Source organism: Pseudomonas huaxiensis, assembly GCF_003231275.1.
GTDB lineage: Bacteria > Pseudomonadota > Gammaproteobacteria > Pseudomonadales > Pseudomonadaceae > Aquipseudomonas > Aquipseudomonas huaxiensis.
Window position 1 is genome coordinate 1 of the sequence record NZ_QKVL01000011.1, and the last position, 16,895, is coordinate 16,895.

Annotated in this window: 16 protein-coding genes and 1 pseudogene; 6 read left to right on the forward strand and 11 right to left on the reverse strand. The window is 65.1% G+C overall.

Going from position 1 to position 16,895, the window contains the following annotated elements; translation table 11 throughout:
• From mhpF to DM374_RS14240, 11 genes and pseudogenes are all read right to left on the reverse strand, one after another.
• Positions 1-507, reverse strand: a pseudogene (gene mhpF / locus DM374_RS14190) (acetaldehyde dehydrogenase); the annotation flags it as partial.
• On the reverse strand, positions 504-2,363 hold the full coding sequence (locus DM374_RS14195; protein WP_110970409.1) for a feruloyl-CoA synthase: 1,860 nt from the start codon (positions 2,361-2,363) through the stop codon (positions 504-506). The gene DM374_RS14195 and the pseudogene mhpF, both read right to left, overlap by 4 nt.
• A 107-nt stretch (positions 2,364-2,470) precedes the next feature.
• Complete coding sequence (locus DM374_RS14200) at positions 2,471-3,253, reverse strand: 2-keto-4-pentenoate hydratase (protein WP_110970410.1); 783 nt, start codon at positions 3,251-3,253, stop codon at positions 2,471-2,473.
• Between the two features lie 27 nt (positions 3,254-3,280).
• Positions 3,281-4,252 carry an NAD(P)H-dependent flavin oxidoreductase gene (locus DM374_RS14205; RefSeq protein ID WP_110970411.1) on the reverse strand — a complete coding sequence of 324 codons (972 nt, stop codon included), beginning with the start codon at positions 4,250-4,252 and terminating at the stop codon, positions 3,281-3,283.
• Between the two features lie 43 nt (positions 4,253-4,295).
• Positions 4,296-5,108, reverse strand: coding sequence for a 3-(cis-5,6-dihydroxycyclohexa-1,3-dien-1-yl)propanoate dehydrogenase (gene hcaB / locus DM374_RS14210; protein WP_110970412.1), 813 nt, complete (start codon positions 5,106-5,108; stop codon positions 4,296-4,298).
• Positions 5,109-5,258: 150 nt separating this feature from the next.
• The gene (locus tag DM374_RS14215) at positions 5,259-5,780 is read right to left on the reverse strand and encodes a 3-phenylpropionate/cinnamic acid dioxygenase subunit beta (RefSeq protein WP_110970413.1); all 522 of its coding nucleotides are present in this window, start codon (positions 5,778-5,780) and stop codon (positions 5,259-5,261) included.
• A 12-nt stretch (positions 5,781-5,792) separates the two neighbouring features.
• Positions 5,793-7,142 (reverse strand): SRPBCC family protein, encoded by a 1,350-nt coding sequence (locus tag DM374_RS14220; protein ID WP_095159700.1) that lies wholly within the window; start codon positions 7,140-7,142, stop codon positions 5,793-5,795.
• 41 nt (positions 7,143-7,183) lie between these two features.
• Positions 7,184-7,537: a non-heme iron oxygenase ferredoxin subunit gene (locus DM374_RS14225; protein WP_110970414.1), complete on the reverse strand. Its 354-nt coding sequence runs from the start codon at positions 7,535-7,537 to the stop codon at positions 7,184-7,186.
• Complete coding sequence (locus DM374_RS14230; RefSeq protein WP_110970415.1) at positions 7,534-8,382, reverse strand: DODA-type extradiol aromatic ring-opening family dioxygenase; 849 nt, start codon at positions 8,380-8,382, stop codon at positions 7,534-7,536. Before DM374_RS14230 ends, DM374_RS14225 begins: the two co-directional genes overlap by 4 nt.
• Before the next feature lie 4 nt (positions 8,383-8,386).
• Positions 8,387-8,683, reverse strand: a complete 297-nt coding sequence (locus DM374_RS14235) for an extradiol ring-cleavage dioxygenase (RefSeq protein WP_110970416.1) — start codon at positions 8,681-8,683, stop codon at positions 8,387-8,389.
• A gap of 5 nt (positions 8,684-8,688) precedes the next feature.
• Positions 8,689-9,504 (reverse strand): alpha/beta fold hydrolase, encoded by an 816-nt coding sequence (locus DM374_RS14240; RefSeq protein ID WP_110970417.1) that lies wholly within the window; start codon positions 9,502-9,504, stop codon positions 8,689-8,691.
• Positions 9,505-9,807: 303 nt separating this feature from the next.
• On the opposite strand from DM374_RS14240, the gene DM374_RS14245 reads away from it, so the two are divergent.
• From DM374_RS14245 to DM374_RS14270, 6 genes are all read left to right on the forward strand, one after another.
• Positions 9,808-10,389 (forward strand): TetR/AcrR family transcriptional regulator, encoded by a 582-nt coding sequence (locus tag DM374_RS14245; RefSeq protein WP_095159695.1) that lies wholly within the window; start codon positions 9,808-9,810, stop codon positions 10,387-10,389.
• Between the two features lie 422 nt (positions 10,390-10,811).
• Positions 10,812-11,849: a branched-chain amino acid ABC transporter permease gene (locus DM374_RS14250; protein ID WP_110970418.1), complete on the forward strand. Its 1,038-nt coding sequence runs from the start codon at positions 10,812-10,814 to the stop codon at positions 11,847-11,849.
• Positions 11,849-13,615, forward strand: a complete 1,767-nt coding sequence (locus DM374_RS14255; RefSeq protein ID WP_110970419.1) for a branched-chain amino acid ABC transporter ATP-binding protein/permease — start codon at positions 11,849-11,851, stop codon at positions 13,613-13,615. Before DM374_RS14250 ends, DM374_RS14255 begins: the two co-directional genes overlap by 1 nt.
• Complete coding sequence (locus DM374_RS14260; protein WP_110970420.1) at positions 13,612-14,373, forward strand: ABC transporter ATP-binding protein; 762 nt, start codon at positions 13,612-13,614, stop codon at positions 14,371-14,373. The genes DM374_RS14255 and DM374_RS14260 overlap by 4 nt, the downstream gene beginning before the upstream one ends.
• Before the next feature lie 54 nt (positions 14,374-14,427).
• Entirely contained in the window at positions 14,428-15,564 is a 1,137-nt protein-coding gene (locus tag DM374_RS14265) for an ABC transporter substrate-binding protein (RefSeq protein ID WP_110970421.1), read from the forward strand.
• A 32-nt stretch (positions 15,565-15,596) separates the two neighbouring features.
• On the forward strand, positions 15,597-16,868 hold the full coding sequence (locus tag DM374_RS14270; protein ID WP_110970536.1) for an OprD family porin: 1,272 nt from the start codon (positions 15,597-15,599) through the stop codon (positions 16,866-16,868).
• The last annotated feature ends 27 nt before the right edge of the window (positions 16,869-16,895 follow it).

The following is a 16,895-nucleotide window of genomic DNA, read 5'->3' on the forward strand; positions in this document are numbered from 1 at the left end:
GGTGCCGGGGCCGGCGGATTTGCTGGCAATCGAGGCGACGATTTCGGCGTAGTGAACCTTGGCCACGCGGGACACGGCCGCGACCATCGGAATCGTCGCCTGGCCGCCACAAGTGACCATATTGACGTTGAGCTGGTCGAGGTTCTGCTCCAGGTTCACCACCGGCACGCAGTACGGACCGATGGCGGCCGGGGTCAGGTCAATCAGGCGGATGCCGGGTTTGATCGAGCGCAGGAAGGCGTCGTTCTTGACGTGGGCGCCGGCGCTGGTGGCATCGAAGACAAAATCGATATCGGCGAATTCAGGCATACGCGTCAGGCCTTCGACACCCTCGTGGGTGATGGCGACACCCATCCGCGCGGCCCGCGCCAGACCATCGGACGCCGGGTCGATGCCGACCATCGCGGCCATCTCCAAATGCTGGCCATGGCGCAGGATCTTGATCATCAGGTCGGTGCCGATATTGCCGGAACCGATGATGGCGACTTTCAGTTTGCGTTGACTCATACCGCTTCTCCGTAGACTTCGGCGAGCAGGATCACGTCCTGACCGAGGGTGTCGGCGTACAGGCGCTGGACCGCGTCGGCGCGCAGCGTCAGGGCGGCGCGCTGGTTGATGTAGCCTTTGTCGGTGATTTCGCCGTCATTCAGGCTCGGCGGGGTGTCGAGGATCATCAGCCGCACCGCATGCTGCGATGACGCCGGGAAGTCACGGGCCAGAGCCTTCAAGCCGGCGCACAGGGCCAGGCGCACTTCCGCTTGCAGCGCCAGTTGCGCGCCGCTCATGGACTCGCCAGCCTTGCCCAGCAGTTCACGCAGGGCCGGGGTCGGGTAGACCAGCGCACCGATCACGTCGCGGTCGTGGCCGCAGATCACGCAGTCGCTGGCATAGGGCACCAGGGCGCTGACCAGCCGCGGGCGCAACGTGCCCACCGACACCCAAGTGCCGCTGCTGAGTTTGAAGTCCTCAGTGACCCGGCCATCGAACAGAATCCCCAGCTCGGGTCGCTGCGGGTCCACCAGCCGGCCGGCATCGCCGATGCGGTAGAAGCCCAGTTCATCGAACGCCGCCGCGGTGCTCTGCTCGTCGTTGAGATAACGCGGGAACACCGACGGGCCGCGTACACGCATTTCCAGCTTGTCGCCACTGGGCACGAAGCGGATCTGCGTGCCCGGCACCGGCAGGCCGATATTGCCGGCCTTGTCCAACTGGAAATGTACGCTGGTGACCACCGGCGACGTTTCGGTCGAGCCCCATTCGGTGGCGAAGAACAGCGGCGCCTCGCGCACTTCGGCGGCGCGGGCCACCAGCCGTTGCCAGGAGCTTTGCGGCAACGCGGCGGCGGCGTAGAACAACAGTTCCAGGCGGCCGAACAAGGCGCGGGCCAGTTCTTCGTCACGCTCCAGGTACGGCAACAGCGACTCGTAACCGCGCGGCACGTTGAAGAACAGCGTCGGCTTGACCGACTTGATGTTCTCCACCGTGCGGTCGATCTGTCCCGGCAGTGGCCGGCCATCGTCGATGTACAGGGTGCCGCCGTTGCGCAGCACCAGGTTGAAGTTGTGGTTGGCGCCAAACACGTGACTCCACGGCAGCCAGTCCAGCACCACCACGTCAATCCGCTCGATGAAGGGCCAGCACTGAGCGATGGCCTGCTGGTTGGCGCAGAGCATGCCGTGGGTGTTGATCACCGCCTTCGGCGAGCCGGTGGAACCGGAGGTCAGCAGGTAGCGCGCCGGGGTGTCGCCGCTCAGGCGGGCAAAGGCGTCCATCACCGCCGGGCTTTCCGGTTTGTAGAGCAATGGCAGTGCCAGCCCGTCGGGGATTTCCTGGGCGTTGCGCGCCGCCACCACCGGGCAGCGTGGCGCGACCAGCTCGATGGCGCGGCAGAAGGCATCGCCGTCGTTGACGAAGATCAGCGCCGGGTCCAGCACCTCGATGATCGCCTTGAGCTTGGCGCAACCGCTACCGGTGTTGCGGGCATAGGCCACCGATACGGTGGACACCGGAATGCCCACGTGCATGGCCGCCAGGGTCAGCAGCGCCTGGTCGATATCGTTTTCAGAGAGCATCAGCACCGGGCGCCCAGGCGCGGTGTCCAGCTCCAGCAGGCCCTGGGCCAGAGCGCCGACACGCTGGCGCACTTCACGGTAGCTCAGGGTGAACCAGCCACCGTTGCGGCGTTCCGCCAGGTAAGCGCGGTCGGGGGTCTGATGCGCCCAATGCTCCAGCCATTCGCCGATGCAGCGCGCATAAGGTTGCAGGGGTTCGGCCGAGCCGAGGATGAAACTGCCGTCCGCGCCGGGCTCATAGAGCACGCGCGCCGGCGCCAACCGCGTCGGGTCGTTGAAGATGTCGTACATGGCACGCCCTCATGAGTTCGGCGGGTCAGGTGCCCACCGCTCACTGATTTATTGTTGTGACGTTCGCCAGCCTGGTGGCCGGCCTTGAAGGTGTTGGCTCGTTCGTTTCAGGCGAAGTGGCAGCTCACCTCGCCAAGCCGGGTAAGGCGCAGGCGCAGGCTGTCGCCGGACCGGACCTGGACCATCGGCCCAAGCGCACCGGACAGCAGCACATCACCGGCCTGCAACGGACGCCCGGCCTCGGCCATGGTCCGCGCCAGCCACAGGCAGGCGTCCAGCGGGTTGCCCATGCAAGCCGCGCCAACGCCGATGGCCGCCTGTGCGCCGTTTTTCTCCAGCAGCATGCCTTCCAGCGCGAGGTCGAGCCCGGCCAGGCTCACCGGGGTCTTGCCCAGCACATAAAGACCGGAGGAGGCGTTGTCGGCGACGGTGTCGACCAGGGTGATTTTCCAGTCTTCGATCGCCGAATCGACGATCTCCAGCGCCGGCAACACATGGTCCACAGCGCGCAGCAGCTCGGCCAGGGTGGTGTCGGCGTGCGGCAGGTCACGTCCGAGGACAAAGGCAATCTCGCCTTCGGCCTTGGGCTGGATCAGCCGCGTGCTGTCGATGGCCGCGCCGTCGAGGACTTCCATGTCGGCGAAGAGCATGCCGAAATCCGGTTGATCGACACCCAGTTGTTGCTGCACCGCCAGCGAGGTGAGGCCGATCTTGCGCCCGCTCAGGCGCCGGCCGGCGGCCAGGGCGGCCTGGGTATTGAGTTCCTGGATGGCATAGGCGTCGGCCAGGCTGTTGATGTCGAAACGCTCGGAAATGCGCCCGCACGGGGTGCGGGTCTGCCGGGCGCGGGCCAGTGCTTCGGCGGCCGGGTGCAGGGAAGGATGAGTCATCGTGTTTCTCCTGAAGGCAAGTTCGGCTTACAACGCGCGAGCGCGGCTTTCCTGGTAACCCTGGTGCAGTTCATCCACCAGTTCAGCGACGCTGTAGTGGCGGCTGATTTGCCCGACCCCCTGCCCCGCCGACCACACGTGCTTCCAGGCCTTGTTGGCGCTGGCGATGTTGCCGGAGAAGTCAATGCTGGCGCGGGTTTCGGTGGCCGGGTCGATACCGGCCTGCTCCAGCGACGGACGCATCCAGTTGGCCAACACGCCACTGACCGCCTTGGTGGTGACCACGTCATCCAGCGAGCAATCCACCAGCATGTCGCGGTAGGCGTCTTCCACCAGGCTTTCCGCAGCCGCCACCAGGCGCGTGCCGACCAGCGAGAAGTCGCAGCCGAGCACTTGTGCGGCGTGGATGTCGCGACCGTTGGAGATAGCCCCGGCCAGGCCCAGCGGACCGTTCCAGAACTGCCGCACCTCGCCTGCGAAGGCGAACGGGTTGTAGTTACCGGTGTGGCCGCCGGCGCCGTTGCAGACCAGCACCAGACCATCGACGCCAGCGTCCACCGCCTTGCGCGCCAGGGCCGGGCTGATCACATCGGCAATCACCACGCCGCCGTAGGCGTGCACGACATCGAGCACGCGCTTGGGACTGCCGAGTGCGGTGGAGACAATTGGCGGCTGGTAGCGTTTGACCAGTTCCAGCTCGGCGTCGAAACGGTCGTAGGTGCTGTGCACGATCATGTTCAGCATCCATGGCGCGCGGGCCTCGCCGCGCTGGCTGGCGGCCTCGCGCTCGGCGACTATCTCGCCGAGCCACTGGTCCAGTTGCTCGACGGTGCGGGCGTTGGGCGCCGGGAAGCTGCCGATGATCCCGGCCTGGCAGCAAGCCGAGACCAGCTTCGGCCCGGAAACCAGGAACATCGGCGCGGCCAGCACGGGCAGGTTGAGGCCGGCGACCAGGTCCAGCAGGTGTTGTTGCGGTGCACTAAGGCTTCTGTTGCTCATCACGCATCTCTCTTGTTTATTTTGTAGAGCACGCTGGCTTGGTTCAGGTCTTGCGATGCTTCGCCGCCCCGCTGCTACGGATTTCCCAGCCGCCATCGCTGTGGATGATGTTGGCGGTGGTCAGCCCGGCGTTCTCCCGCGAGGCCAGCAGCACGTAGTGGCCGGCGTGGTCCTCGGGTTCGGCGATACGCTGCAGCGGCACCGCCTGGGCGGCGCCGGCTTCGAAGCCGGGAATCTGGTTCAGCGGCACGCTGCGGCTGTTCAGGCCTTCCAGGCTCTTCATCGGCGTGTTGGTGGCGCCGGGGGCGACACCGTTGACGCGGATGTCCGGCGCCAGCTCGTAGGCCAACTGGCGGATCATCCCCACCAGGGCATGCTTGGCGGTGACGTAGAGAATGCCACCTCCGCCGGCATAAAAGGCGCTGTTGGACAGGGTGAAAATCATGCTGCCGCGGGTTTCGCGCAGCGCTTCGGTCGCCGCCTGGGCACCGAGCAGGTAACCCTGGACATTGATCGAGAACAGCTTTTGGAATGCGCCTTCGAAATCTTCCGGGGCGATGCGGTCGAGCCGGGTGAAATAGTCGAATACCGCGGCGTTGCCGACAAAGGTGTCGAGCTTGCCGAAGGCTTCCAGCGTTGCCGCCACGGCGCGCTGGTTGTCCTGCCAACGCGAGACATCGCCTTGCACGGTGATCACCGCGTCGCCCAGCTCGGCGGCGAGCGCCGCCAATTGCGCGGCGTCACGGCCCATGACCGCGACCTTCGCCCCTTCGGCGACATAGCGCCGCACGATGGCGCTACCGATGCCGCCAGTGCCGCCGGTGACCAGTGCGACCTGGTTGTTTAGCCAACCCATGTTTCACTCCTCAAAGATGCCGCTGAACCTGATGCAAACCCTGTGGGATCTGGCTTGCCAGCGATGGAGCCAGTCCTGACACAGTTGTTGTTCCTGATGGCCTCATCGCTGGCAAGCCAGCTCCCACAGGTGGGGTACTGTCTGTCCGGGTTACAAAAAGGTATTGATGTTCTTGCACAGCAACATCGCATTGGGGATCAGGATCTTGCGCTTGAGCAGCTTCAGCCCGTCCGCCTCGACCCGCAGTACATCCTCGCGGCGACCGGTGATCTGCGACTGCTCATCCAGCCCGCGGCTGCGCACGTTGATAAAGCAGGAGTAGGCGCGGTACTCGCCCGGCGCCTCACCGGCATACACCTCGATATTGCTGACCAGGTGGACATTGCGCGTCGGCGGGTTCTCGGCCCAGGCCGACGGCTGCTTGAAGCGCGACACCCGGCGTTGCAGCTCGCGGATGCCGTCGTCGAAGAAGGCCATGTGTTCCAGGGTGTAGGGCCCGGACTTGTCCTCGCGACGACGGTTCTCGATGCCGGGCATCCAGTAATGAATCGCCTCGCTGAGGGTCTGCAGCCATTCGTCCCAGCATTCGTTGTCCAGCAGGCGCGCTTCGCGCAGCAGGAATTGCTCGACGCGGCGCACGTCGTCGAAGGTCAACTGTTGTTCCAGTGTCATGCGGACTTCTCCTCAGCGCATCTTGCCGTTGCGGTCCGGGACATCCGCCCAGGTCGGCGCTTGCAGCAGGTCTTTCCAGCGCTGGTAGAACGCCCGCGCATTGCATTCGTTGAGCTGGCCCTTGAACACGTTGCCCGGCAGCTCGCTGTTGTCGATCCGGCTGTCCATGCCCAGGCCGACGTACAGGTCCTGGTAACGGGTGACTACGCCGCGCGCGGTCTTGGTGCAGTACTCCCAGTTCTCGCCGTCGTCCATCTCGAACACGCCGGTGGGCGAGAAGGTCATCATCGCGCCGCGGCGCCATTTGTCCTTGATGTCCTGCGGGGCGTTCTTGTTGACGATCACCCAGGTGAACAGCTCGATCTTGTGCGGCCCGCGCGGCTGCCAGATACGCACGGTGTTCTGCCCCGGCAGGAAGGAGAAGTTGGGGAACACGGTGAACGAGGAAATCGCCCCGATCAGCTTCGAGCGGAATTCGCCCAGGCGCTCGGCGACCTTGGGCCGCAACACGTGCAGGTATTTGTTGATATCGCGCTCGCCGAGGGTCGCGGCGTTGCCCACCACGTCGGTGGCGAACTCGTAGCCGTGGCCGTTCCAGTTGACCGAGTAGGACTCCGGCAATTCGCCGACATTGGTCACCGGCCCGCCGAGCATGGCCTTGGCCGCCGAGTCGTGGGTCCAGCCGCCATGAAGGATGTCGCCAACGAAGTTTTCCGCAGCGATCTTCCAGTTGCAGTCGATGGTGGAACGGATACAGCCGCCGAGGAACTCGCTGCCGCCCTCGTCCATATCGAGCATCACGTCGAGGTACCAGGTCATCGGCCCGAGGTATTCCTCAAGGGTCGGTGCGTCGGCGGCGAAGGTGGCAAACACCAGACCTTTGTAGGTGCCGACCCGGGCTTCGCGCAGGCCGTGTTTCGATTTGTCGAAGTTGCTTTCTTCGTAGCACTTGGATTCGTGCATGCCCATCAGTCGGCCACCGTCGGCGCCGAACGACCAGCCGTGGTAGTTGCAGATAAAGCCGCGGGCGTTGCCGGCCTCGGCGAAGCAGACCTTGTTGCCGCGGTGCGGGCAGGAATTGAGGAAGACTTTCAGCGAGCCGTCCTTCTGCCGCACCACCAGCACTTCGTCCTCGCCCATGGAGGTGGTCAGGTAGTCGCCGAATTTCGGCAGTTGCGATTCGTGGGCAACGAACAGCCAGCAGCGGGCGAAGATCTTTTCCATCTCCTGCTCGTAGATGGCCTGGTCCCAGAACACCTTGCCCGACAGCCGGCCTTCTTCCATGTCGCAGATGCGATCGAGGTTATCCAGGCTCGGGGTGGATTCGATGGTTCTGAGCGGTATGTATTTATTGTTATCCATGGTTCGGACTCACACAGGAATGCGGTGGGACAGCGACGACGTCAAACCGGGCTTTCGGCCGCAGCCAGGGCCTCGTCGGCTTCAAGGGCGACGTCGGCGTACACCTCGCGGTCGGTGACGATGATCTTGTAGGTGCGCAGGTGCCGTTCGCAGGGGAAGGTCACCGCCTTGCCGCTGGGGATGTGGAACTGGCCCCAGTGCACCGGGCAGGTGATCAGGTCGTCTTCCAGATCGCCCTCGGCCAACGAGGCGGTGGCGTGGGTGCACATGTCGGTGGTGGCGTAGAAGGTGCCGCCCAGGTTGTAGACGCAGATCGCGTCGCCCTCGGCCTGCTCGACCTTCTTCAGTTCGCCCGGCGCCAGTTCGTCGCGCTGGCACAGCAATACCCGGCTCATGCCCGGCCCTCCTTTAATTGCACAAAGCCCAGGCCGGTGACCCAGGCCGGCACCGCCTCATAGGCGACCACTTCGCCCACCGGCTGCTCCAGCGCGGCCATGGCGCAGGCGAAGTTGCGGATTTCCATGGCGCCGTTGCCGGCGCGACGGAGGATCTCTTCGTCGCTGTAAGCGCACAGGCCTTCCAGATCGCCTTTGACCCCCAGTTCGAGAATTTCGCGGTCGAAGTCTTCGGCGACCTTGCCCATCTCGACGGTACCGACCCAGTGGCTGATGCCGCCGCTGCCGATGATCACCACGCGCTCATCGGCGTCGAAGGCTTCCACCGCCGCGCGCAGTTGCCGGCCGAGGTCGGCCGAGCGCTTCAGCGTGATATACGGATCAACGCCGCAGGCCAGGTACACCGGGATACTCGGCAGGGTCTTGCCCAGCAGTTGCTCGGCGGGCTGCACCACCAACTGGTGCGGGATCGAGAACGAATGGTCGACGGTGAAACTGCGCGCCACGCTCCAGTCCACACCAGTGGCGTCACCGTGGGCGACGATGTGTTCGGCCAGCGCCTGGTGGTTGCTCACCACCCGGCGTTGCAGCCCCGGCAGGCGGTCGATCGGGCCGTCGACGTCGCCGGTGCCGATCACGTAGCGCGGCAGGCAGTGGGTGCCGAACAGAATGTAATGGTCGCAACCGACGATGATCACCGCGGTCGGTTCCAGCTCGGCGAGGCGCCGGGCGCAGTCGGCGTAGGCTTGCCACACCGCCTCGCGCTGGGCTTCGGGCGGCGCATTGGGCGCCACGAACATGACCGGGTCGTGCGGCATCCAGAAGCCGCCTACTATCTTGCCCATCTCATCACCCCTTGAGCGCGGCGGAGAAACCCGCGCTGAGTTCATCGGTGCAGCCGAGGCGCTGCTTGTAGATCGCCATGTCGCGCTCCACGGAAAGTTCCTGCCAGAAGCCCATGGTCAGCATCGGGTTGACCCCGGCCGCCTGCAGCCCGGCGACATCGAAGCCGAGGATCATCGCGGCCTCGTCTTCGCTCAGTTCGAAGCGGGCGAGAAAGCCCGCAGCGTCCTGGCGAAACCGCTCTTTGGCGGCGCGCTCGACGCACAGTTGCCAGAGCACGCGCTCCATTACATTTCGGCTCATGGCGCTTACTCGCTGAGGAAGTCGCGGACCAGCGCGGCGAAGCGCCGTGGCTGCTCGCTCTGCACCCAATGGCCGCAATGACCGAACAGGTGCAGGTCGGCGTTCGGCACGCTATTGGCGATCAGCAGGCCGCATTCCGGCGGCACCACACGGTCTTCGCGGCCATGCACCACCAGGGTTGGTGCGGTGATTTTCGCCAGCGCTGCGGCAGGGAAGCCTTTAACCAGGGTCTGGCCCTCGGCGGCCGGGCGCGGGATCAGTTTGCGCAGGGCGTCCTGAGCGCCGGGCCGGACACTGGCCTCGAAGCGCGACTGCACCAGTTCGTCGGTGATCAATGAGGTGTTGTAGGGGAACAGTTCCATCAGGCGGCGCATGTTCTCTACCGACGGTTCATATTCCCAGGCGCCACGCAGGCCGGGGGTCTGCACGAATTCGCCGGCAGGAGTGCCGAGCAGCACCAGCTTGTCGACCCGCTCCGGAGCGAACACCGCCAGGCCGATGGCCACGGCGCCGCCGAAGGAGTTGCCGATGAAGGAGGCTTTCTGGATATCCAGCGCATCCATGATGCCCAGCAGGTGGTTGACCCAAAGCTTGATGTCGTACTTGGCGTCGGCCTGGAATTCGGTGAAACCGAAGCCGGCGATGTCCGGCACGATCACCCGCCAGCGGTCGGCGAACACCGGGATGGACTTGGCCCAGTTGGTGCCGCCGGACACACCCGGACCCGAGCCGTGCAGCAGAAACAGGGCATCACCCTGGCCGGCTTCGTAGTAGTGGGTGTTGTGCCCTGCGGCCAGCAGCGTCTTGGCAATTGCGCTCATCGAGGTCTCCGTTTTTATTCTTAACATACAGATGTGTATCCGAATGCTATGGATGGTTTTGACGTGCGTCAACGAAAAAAACGCGCAATGGTGCAAAAATATGTAGGTCAACCTACAGATGTGTATTTAAAGAAATGGGTGAATTCGGCACACTGCCGGTGCCCCGGAGCGCGCTCTGGCTGCGCCGGCGGCAATAGCCTCGGCATTGCGCCGGGCGCTAGAATGCCCTCCTTAGCGCCCCGGGCCGGGCCACGATCCTGCCGCCCTGGCGCCTTCCAGCTCGATGAACAAGGCCCTTACACAATGTCATCACGCACCAACCTCACCCGCGAAGACTGGATCCACGCCGCCCAACATGTGCTGGTCAGCAGCGGCGTCGATGCGGTCCGGGTCGATACCCTGGCCAAGGAACTGAAAATCACCCGCGGCAGCTTCTACTACCACTTCAAAAGCCGCGGCGAACTGCTCGAAGGCATCCTCGGCAACTGGCGTGCGCGCGCCACCGAAGACGTGATTCTCAACCTGCGCAACGCTCATGCCTCGCCGCTGCAGCAACTGCAGCGCCTGCTGGAATTGCCATCCCACGGCCAGACCGCCAAGGAAGCTGCCGCCATCGAACTGGGCATCCGCGCCTGGGCCCGCCGCGACAAACAAGCGCGTCAGGCCATCGACGAAGTGGACAGCCATCGCCTGAACTACATCGAGGGCTTGCTGATCCAGGCCGGTGCGCCCGCCGATGAAGCACAGGACCGCGCCTACCTGATCTATGCGTACCAGATCAGCCTGTCGCTGCTGCACAGCGACGACACGTCCGAGCAGCGGCTGGACCGCAGCCAGCGCATGGCGGGGTTGTTGTTGCCGCAGGGCGCTGCCGTTCCGGCCTGAGGCCTGTGGGAGCTGGCTTGCCAGCGATGGCGATAGTGAATTCACCGACGCCATCGCTGGCAAGCCAGCTCCCACAAAATGATTTGCCAGCCGCACCGTCCTGATACGGCTAAAACCCCTAAAAGATACATAACTGTATCTTTCGATTTCAAAACCACCTCTTTCTCCCTCCCCCTATTGACAAACCTCCGTCATGACCCGCTAGTCTATACATACACATTCGCATGTGTATTCCGATAAGGTCGCCCACAGCCCACACCGGGGCTGGACCCTAAGACAATAAAAATACAGTTGGGTATCTCACTATGTTCTCGCATGCGCGCACCGGCCGCCCCGCCGATCTACCGCCTCCCCCCGACCTGACCGACAGCCCGTCCGCGCGGCCCGGCCTTTCCTACCCCATCGCTCGCTGAGGGTTGCTCATGGATCTCTCGATACTGGCGTTTCTCGGCCAGGACGGCCTCACTACGGGTGCTATTTATGCGCTGGTGGCCCTGGCGCTGGTCCTGGTGTTCTCGGTCACCCGCACCATCCTGGTGTTCCAGGGCGACTTCGTGACCTACAGCGCCCTGACCCTGGCCACCCTGCAACTGGGCCTGCTGCCCGGCACCTTGTGGCTGCTGATCGGCCTGTCATTGCTGGCCTGCACGCTGGATGCGGCGATCGCCGTGCGTCACGGTCATTACCGGCGCCTGCCAGGCCTGGCGCTGCGTTACCTGAGCGTGCCGGCGCTGCTCTGGCTGGTGCTGGGCAATCTCGATCTCGCTGCCCTGCCCGGCGTGCTGCAGATCATCGTCACCCTGGCCCTGGTCACACCGCTGGGCCCGCTGCTGTATCGCCTGGTCTACCAGCGCGTGGCGGAAACCTCGGTGCTGTTGCTGCTGATCATCTCGGTGGCGGTGCACATCGCGCTGGTCGGCATCAGCCTGTGGATGTTCGGCGCCGAGGGCGTGCGCACCCAGGCGCTGAGCGACGCCAGCTTCATGCTCGGTGACCTGCCGGTAAGCCTGCAAAGCCTGCTGGTGATCGCTTGCGCGCTGACGCTGATCGGCCTGCTCTACGCCTTCTTCGGCCACAGCTTGTACGGCAAGGCCCTGCGCGCCACCGCGCTGAACCGCAACGGCGCGCAACTGGTGGGCATCCCGACGCAACTGGCAGGCCAAAGCGCGTTCGGTCTGGCGGCGTTTATCGGCGCGGTCTCCGGCGTGCTGATCGGGCCGCTGACCACGCTCTATTACGACTCCGGCTTCCTCATCAGCCTCAAAGGCTTCGTCGCCGCGATCTTCGGCGGCCTCGCCAGTTACCCCATCGCCGCCTGCAGCGCGTTCTTCGTCGGCGTGCTGGAAAGCTTCGCCAACTTCGGCGCCTCGGCCTTCAAGGAAGTCATCGTGTTCACCCTGGTGATCCCGGTGCTGTTGTGGCTGTCGCTGAAACACCCTCATCTCGAGGAGCAACACTGATGATCCGTCGCCTGTTTCCCCTGATCCTGCTGCTCACGGCCATGTGCCTGGCGCCAAGCGTGCTGCCGCCGTTCCACGTCACCCTACTCAACTACATCGGCCTGTACAGCCTGGTCGCCATGGGCCTGGTGCTGCTCACCGGCATCGGCGGCATGACCTCCTTCGGTCAGGCCGCGTTCGTCGGCATCGGCGCCTACGCCACCGCGGTGCTGTGCACCGAGTACGGCCTGTCGCCCTGGCTCGGCCTGCTGGCCGGACTGGCGATCACCCTCGCGGTGGCCACCAGCCTCGGCCTGCTGACCTTGCGCCTGGCCGGTCACTACCTGCCGATCGGCACCCTGGCCTGGGGCCTGGCGCTGTTCTACCTGTTCGGCAACCTGCCGGGCCTTGGTGGTTTCGGCGGCATCCAGGACCTGCCGGCCATCGAGCTGTTCGGCTGGCGCATCAGCAGCGCCGCCGACTTCAGCCCGCTGCTCGGCCTGATCCTCGCCGCCAGTCTGTGGCTGCTGCACAACCTGCTCGACAGCCGCCAGGGCCGGGCCATCCGCACTCTCAAGGACGCCGCCGGCATGGCCGAGGCAATGGGCATCCCCACCGCCCGCAGCCGCTTGCAGGTGTTCCTGATCGCCGCGCTGCTGGCCTCGCTGTCCGGCTGGCTGTACGCCCACCTGCAACGGGTGGTCAACCCGACGCCGTTCTCGGTGGTGATGGGCATCGAATACCTGTTCATGATCGTCCTCGGCGGCGTCGCCAGCCTTTGGGGTGCGCTGCTCGGCGCGGCCTTGCTGACGCTGATCAAGCAGGTGCTGCAGGATGTCCTGCCGCACCTGTTCGGCCAGGCCGGCAACTTCGAAATGATCTTCTTCGGCGTACTGATCATCCTCGTCCTGCAATACGCCCGCGGCGGTCTGTTGCCGCTGTTGCAGGCGACACTGCCCAAGCGCCGGCGCAGCACCGCGCTGCCCGCCGAGGCCGCCGCCCTGCCCCGGCGCAGCATGCCCGCCCACGGCCAGCCGCTGCTGGTGGCCGAAGGACTGATCAAGCGTTTCGGCGGCCTGGTTGCCAACAAGGACATGGGCCTGGCGATCAACAGCGGCGAAGTCACTGCGCTGATCGGCCCCAACGGCGCCGGCAAATCCACCCTGTTCAACCTGCTCTCCGGGGTGCTGTCACCCAACGCCGGGCAGATCAGCTTCCTCGGCCAGCGCATCGACGGCCTGGCGCCGCGCGCCATCGCCCGCCTCGGCGTCAGCCGCACCTTCCAGCACGTGCGCCTGCTGCCGGACATGAGCGTGCTGGAAAACGTCGCCCTCGGCGCCCATATGCGCGGCGAAGCCGGCCTGCTGCGTTCGATGCTGCACCTGGAGCGCGCCGAGGAAGCCAGCCTGCTGGCCGAAGCCGCGCGGCAGATCGAGCGGGTCGGCCTTGGCGAACACCTGCACACCCCGGCGGGCAGCCTGGCGCTGGGTCAGCAACGCATCGTCGAAATCGCCCGGGCGCTGTGCAGCGACCCGATCCTGCTGCTGCTCGATGAACCCGCCGCCGGCCTGCGCTACGGCGAGAAACAGGCCCTCGCGCAACTGCTCGAACAACTGCGCGGCGAAGGCCTCGGCGTGCTCTTGGTGGAGCACGACATGGACTTCGTCATGGGCCTGGCCGACCACATCGTGGTGATGGAATTCGGCCAGCGCCTGGCCTGCGGCACCCCGCTGGAAATCCAGGAAAACCCGGCGGTCCTGGCCGCCTACCTCGGAGGTGTGGAATGAGCCGCCTGCTGGATGTACGCAACCTGTCGATCAACCACGGCAAGGTGGAAGCGGTGCGCAACCTCGACCTGCACCTGGACGAGGGCCAGATCGTCAGCCTGATCGGCCCCAACGGCGCCGGCAAAACCACTTTGATGGCGGCGCTGATCGGACTGCTGCCGTCCGTTGGCGAGGTGAGCTACGCCGGCCAGCCGTTGCAGGCCCACCACGGCGTGGCCCAGCGCATCGACAAGGGCATGGCGCTGGTGCCGGAAAGCCGCGAGCTGTTCGGCCTGATGAGCGTCGAGGACAACCTGCGCCTCGGCGCTTTCAGCCGCCACCGCCAGGGTCATCGCGATCACCAGCAGACCCTCGATGAAGTCTTCGCGCTGTTCCCGCGGATGCGTGAACGCCGCGAACAGGCGGCCTGCACCCTGTCCGGTGGCGAGCGGCAGATGCTCGCCATCGGCCGCGCGCTGATGGCCAAGCCGCGCCTGCTGATGCTCGACGAACCGAGCCTGGGCCTGGCGCCGCGGGTGATCGGCGAGATCTTCGACATCTTCAAGACCCTGCGCGAACGCGGCGTTTCCATCCTGCTGGTGGAACAGAACGCCCGCGCCGCGCTGAAGATTTCCGACTACGGCTACGTCCTGGAAGTCGGCGACATCGTCCTGCACGGCGATGCCACCGACCTCGCGCAGAACCCCCGGGTGGTCGAGAGCTACCTGGGACGCAAATCCTCATCCACCGCCACGGAGGCCGCCCGCGCTACCGGCTAGCACCCGCCGTTCCCGACACGCTCAACGCCATAACAACAATACTCAGGAGCTTCCATGAAACCGTTCATTCCCTTGCTGCTGGTGGCCGCCCTGTCGGCTGCTGCCCAGGCCGACGTCACCGTCGGCGTGATCCTCTCCACCACCGGCCCCGGCGCTTCGCTGGGTATTCCGGAACGCAACACCATTGCCCTGCTGCCCAAGGAAATCGCCGGCCAGGCGGTGAAATACGTGGTGCTCGACGACGGCAGCGACAGCACCGCTGCGGCGAAGAACGCGCGCAAGCTGGTCAGCGAAAACCAGGTGGATCTGCTGATCGGTTCCACCACCGTGCCGACCTCAGCGGCCGTGGCGCAGATCGCCAAGGAAAGCCGCACCGCGCAGATCGCCCTCGCCCCTTACACGCCGCCAGGCGGCGAGCAACAGTGGATCTTCACCATCGCCCAGACCAATGCGCTGATGGCCGAAGCGCTGATCGAGCACATGAAAGAAGCCGGGGTGAAAACCCTCGCCTACATCGGCTACAACGATGTCTGGGGCGAGGACTGGCACAAGGTGCTCAGCGAACTGGCACCCGCCGCGGGGATCACGCTGGTCCGCGACGAGCGCTTCAACCGCACCGATTCCTCGGTCAGCGGCCAGGCCCTGAAAGTCATGAGCGCCAAGCCCGACGCCGTGCTGATCGGCGCCACCGGTACCCCGGCTGCACTGCCCCACACCGAACTGCGCCGCCTTGGTTACAAGGGCACGATCTACCACACCCACGGTGCCGCCAACTCGGCCTTCCTGCGCATCGGCGACAAGGCGCTGAACGGCGCGATCCTGCCGGTAGGCCCGGTGGTGGTGTGGGACAAATTGCCGGAAACCCACCCGTCCAAAGCCGTCGCCAGCGACTATGCCCAGCGCTATGAAGCGCAGTACGGCGCGGGCAGCCTGTCGCCGTTCGGCGCCTACCTGTACGACGCCATGCGTCTGGTCGAAGCTGCGGTGCCTGCCGCACTGAAAACCGCCCAGCCGGGCAGCGCGGAATTCCGCCAGAGCCTGCGCGACCAGCTGGAAAGCACCAAGGACGTGGTCGGCACCCATGGCGTCTACAACCTCAGCGCCACCGACCACTTCGGTCACGACCAACGCGCCCGCGCCCTCGTGACCGTGAAGGACCAACAGTGGGTCCTGCTGCACGCCCCTGAATGAACCCCGAAAACAACAATAAGAAAGGCCACACCATGAACCGACTCAACACCGCTGTCGCCCTCGGCTCGCTTTGCGCCCTCAGCCCGGTCCTCCAGGCCCAAGGCTTCTTCGAAGACAGCAAGGCGACCGTCACCGCCCGCAACTACTACTTCGACCGCGACTACAAAGGCACCTCGGCGCAATCGGCGACCCGCGAATGGGCCCAGGGCTTCATCCTGCGCTTCAACTCCGGCTACACCGAAGGCCCGGTGGGCTTTGGCCTCGATGCCCAGGGCCTGCTCGGCATCAAGCTCGACTCCAGTCCCGACCGCACCGGCACCGGCCTGCTGCCGTTCGACAGCACCGACCGCCATCCCCGCGATGACTACTCGGAGCTGGGCCTGACCGGCAAGATCAAGGTATCCAAGACCGAGCTGCAGGGCGGCACGCTGATGCCGATCCTGCCAATCCTGTTCGCCAGCCCGACACGCCTGCTGCCGCAGACCTTCCGTGGCGTGAACATCAAGTCCCAGGATATCGACAGCCTGACCCTCACTGCGGGTCGCCTCGACCGCATGAACCAGCGCGACTCCACCAACGACCAGAAGATCTCCATCGCCGCGCCCAACCGCCGCTTCAACGGCGCCGCGCAGTCGGACGCCTTCAACTACATCGGTGGCGACTACCAGTTGTCCGAGCCGCTGACCCTCAAGTACTACCACGCCGAACTGGAGGACATTTACAAGCAGGACTTCGTCGGTTTCATCGACAACCGCGCGCTGGGTGGAGGTCGCCTGAAGACCGACGTGCGCTACCACATCAGCCGCGAAGACGGCCCGGCCAAGGCCGGCGAAGTCGACAACCGCACCTTCGGCATCATGGCCACCTACAGCCAGGCCGGACACAGCCTTGGCCTGGGCTGGATGCAACTCAACGGCAACACCTCCATGCCCTACATCGCCGGCTCCGAGCCGATGGTGGTCAGCGAAGGTGCGCTGAGCAGCGAATTCCTCAACCCCAAGCAACGGACCTGGCAAGTGCGGTACGACTACGATTTCGTCGCCATGGGCGTTCCCGGCCTGAAAGGCATGCTGCGCTATCTGGACGGCAGCCATATCGAACTGCCAACGGCGTTGGGCGGGTCGGGGTTGAACGAAAGCGAGAAGGATATCGAGCTGTCGTATGTGGTGCAGAGCGGGCCGCTGAAGAACGTCGCCGTACGCCTGCGACATGCCTGGTACCGCAACGACTTCGCCCCGGCGGCGTCGTTCCGGGATGACAATGAGCTGAGGGTGAACATCGATTACACGTTAGCGTTGTTCTGATGAAATGAGCCCCCGCCTGGTGCGGGG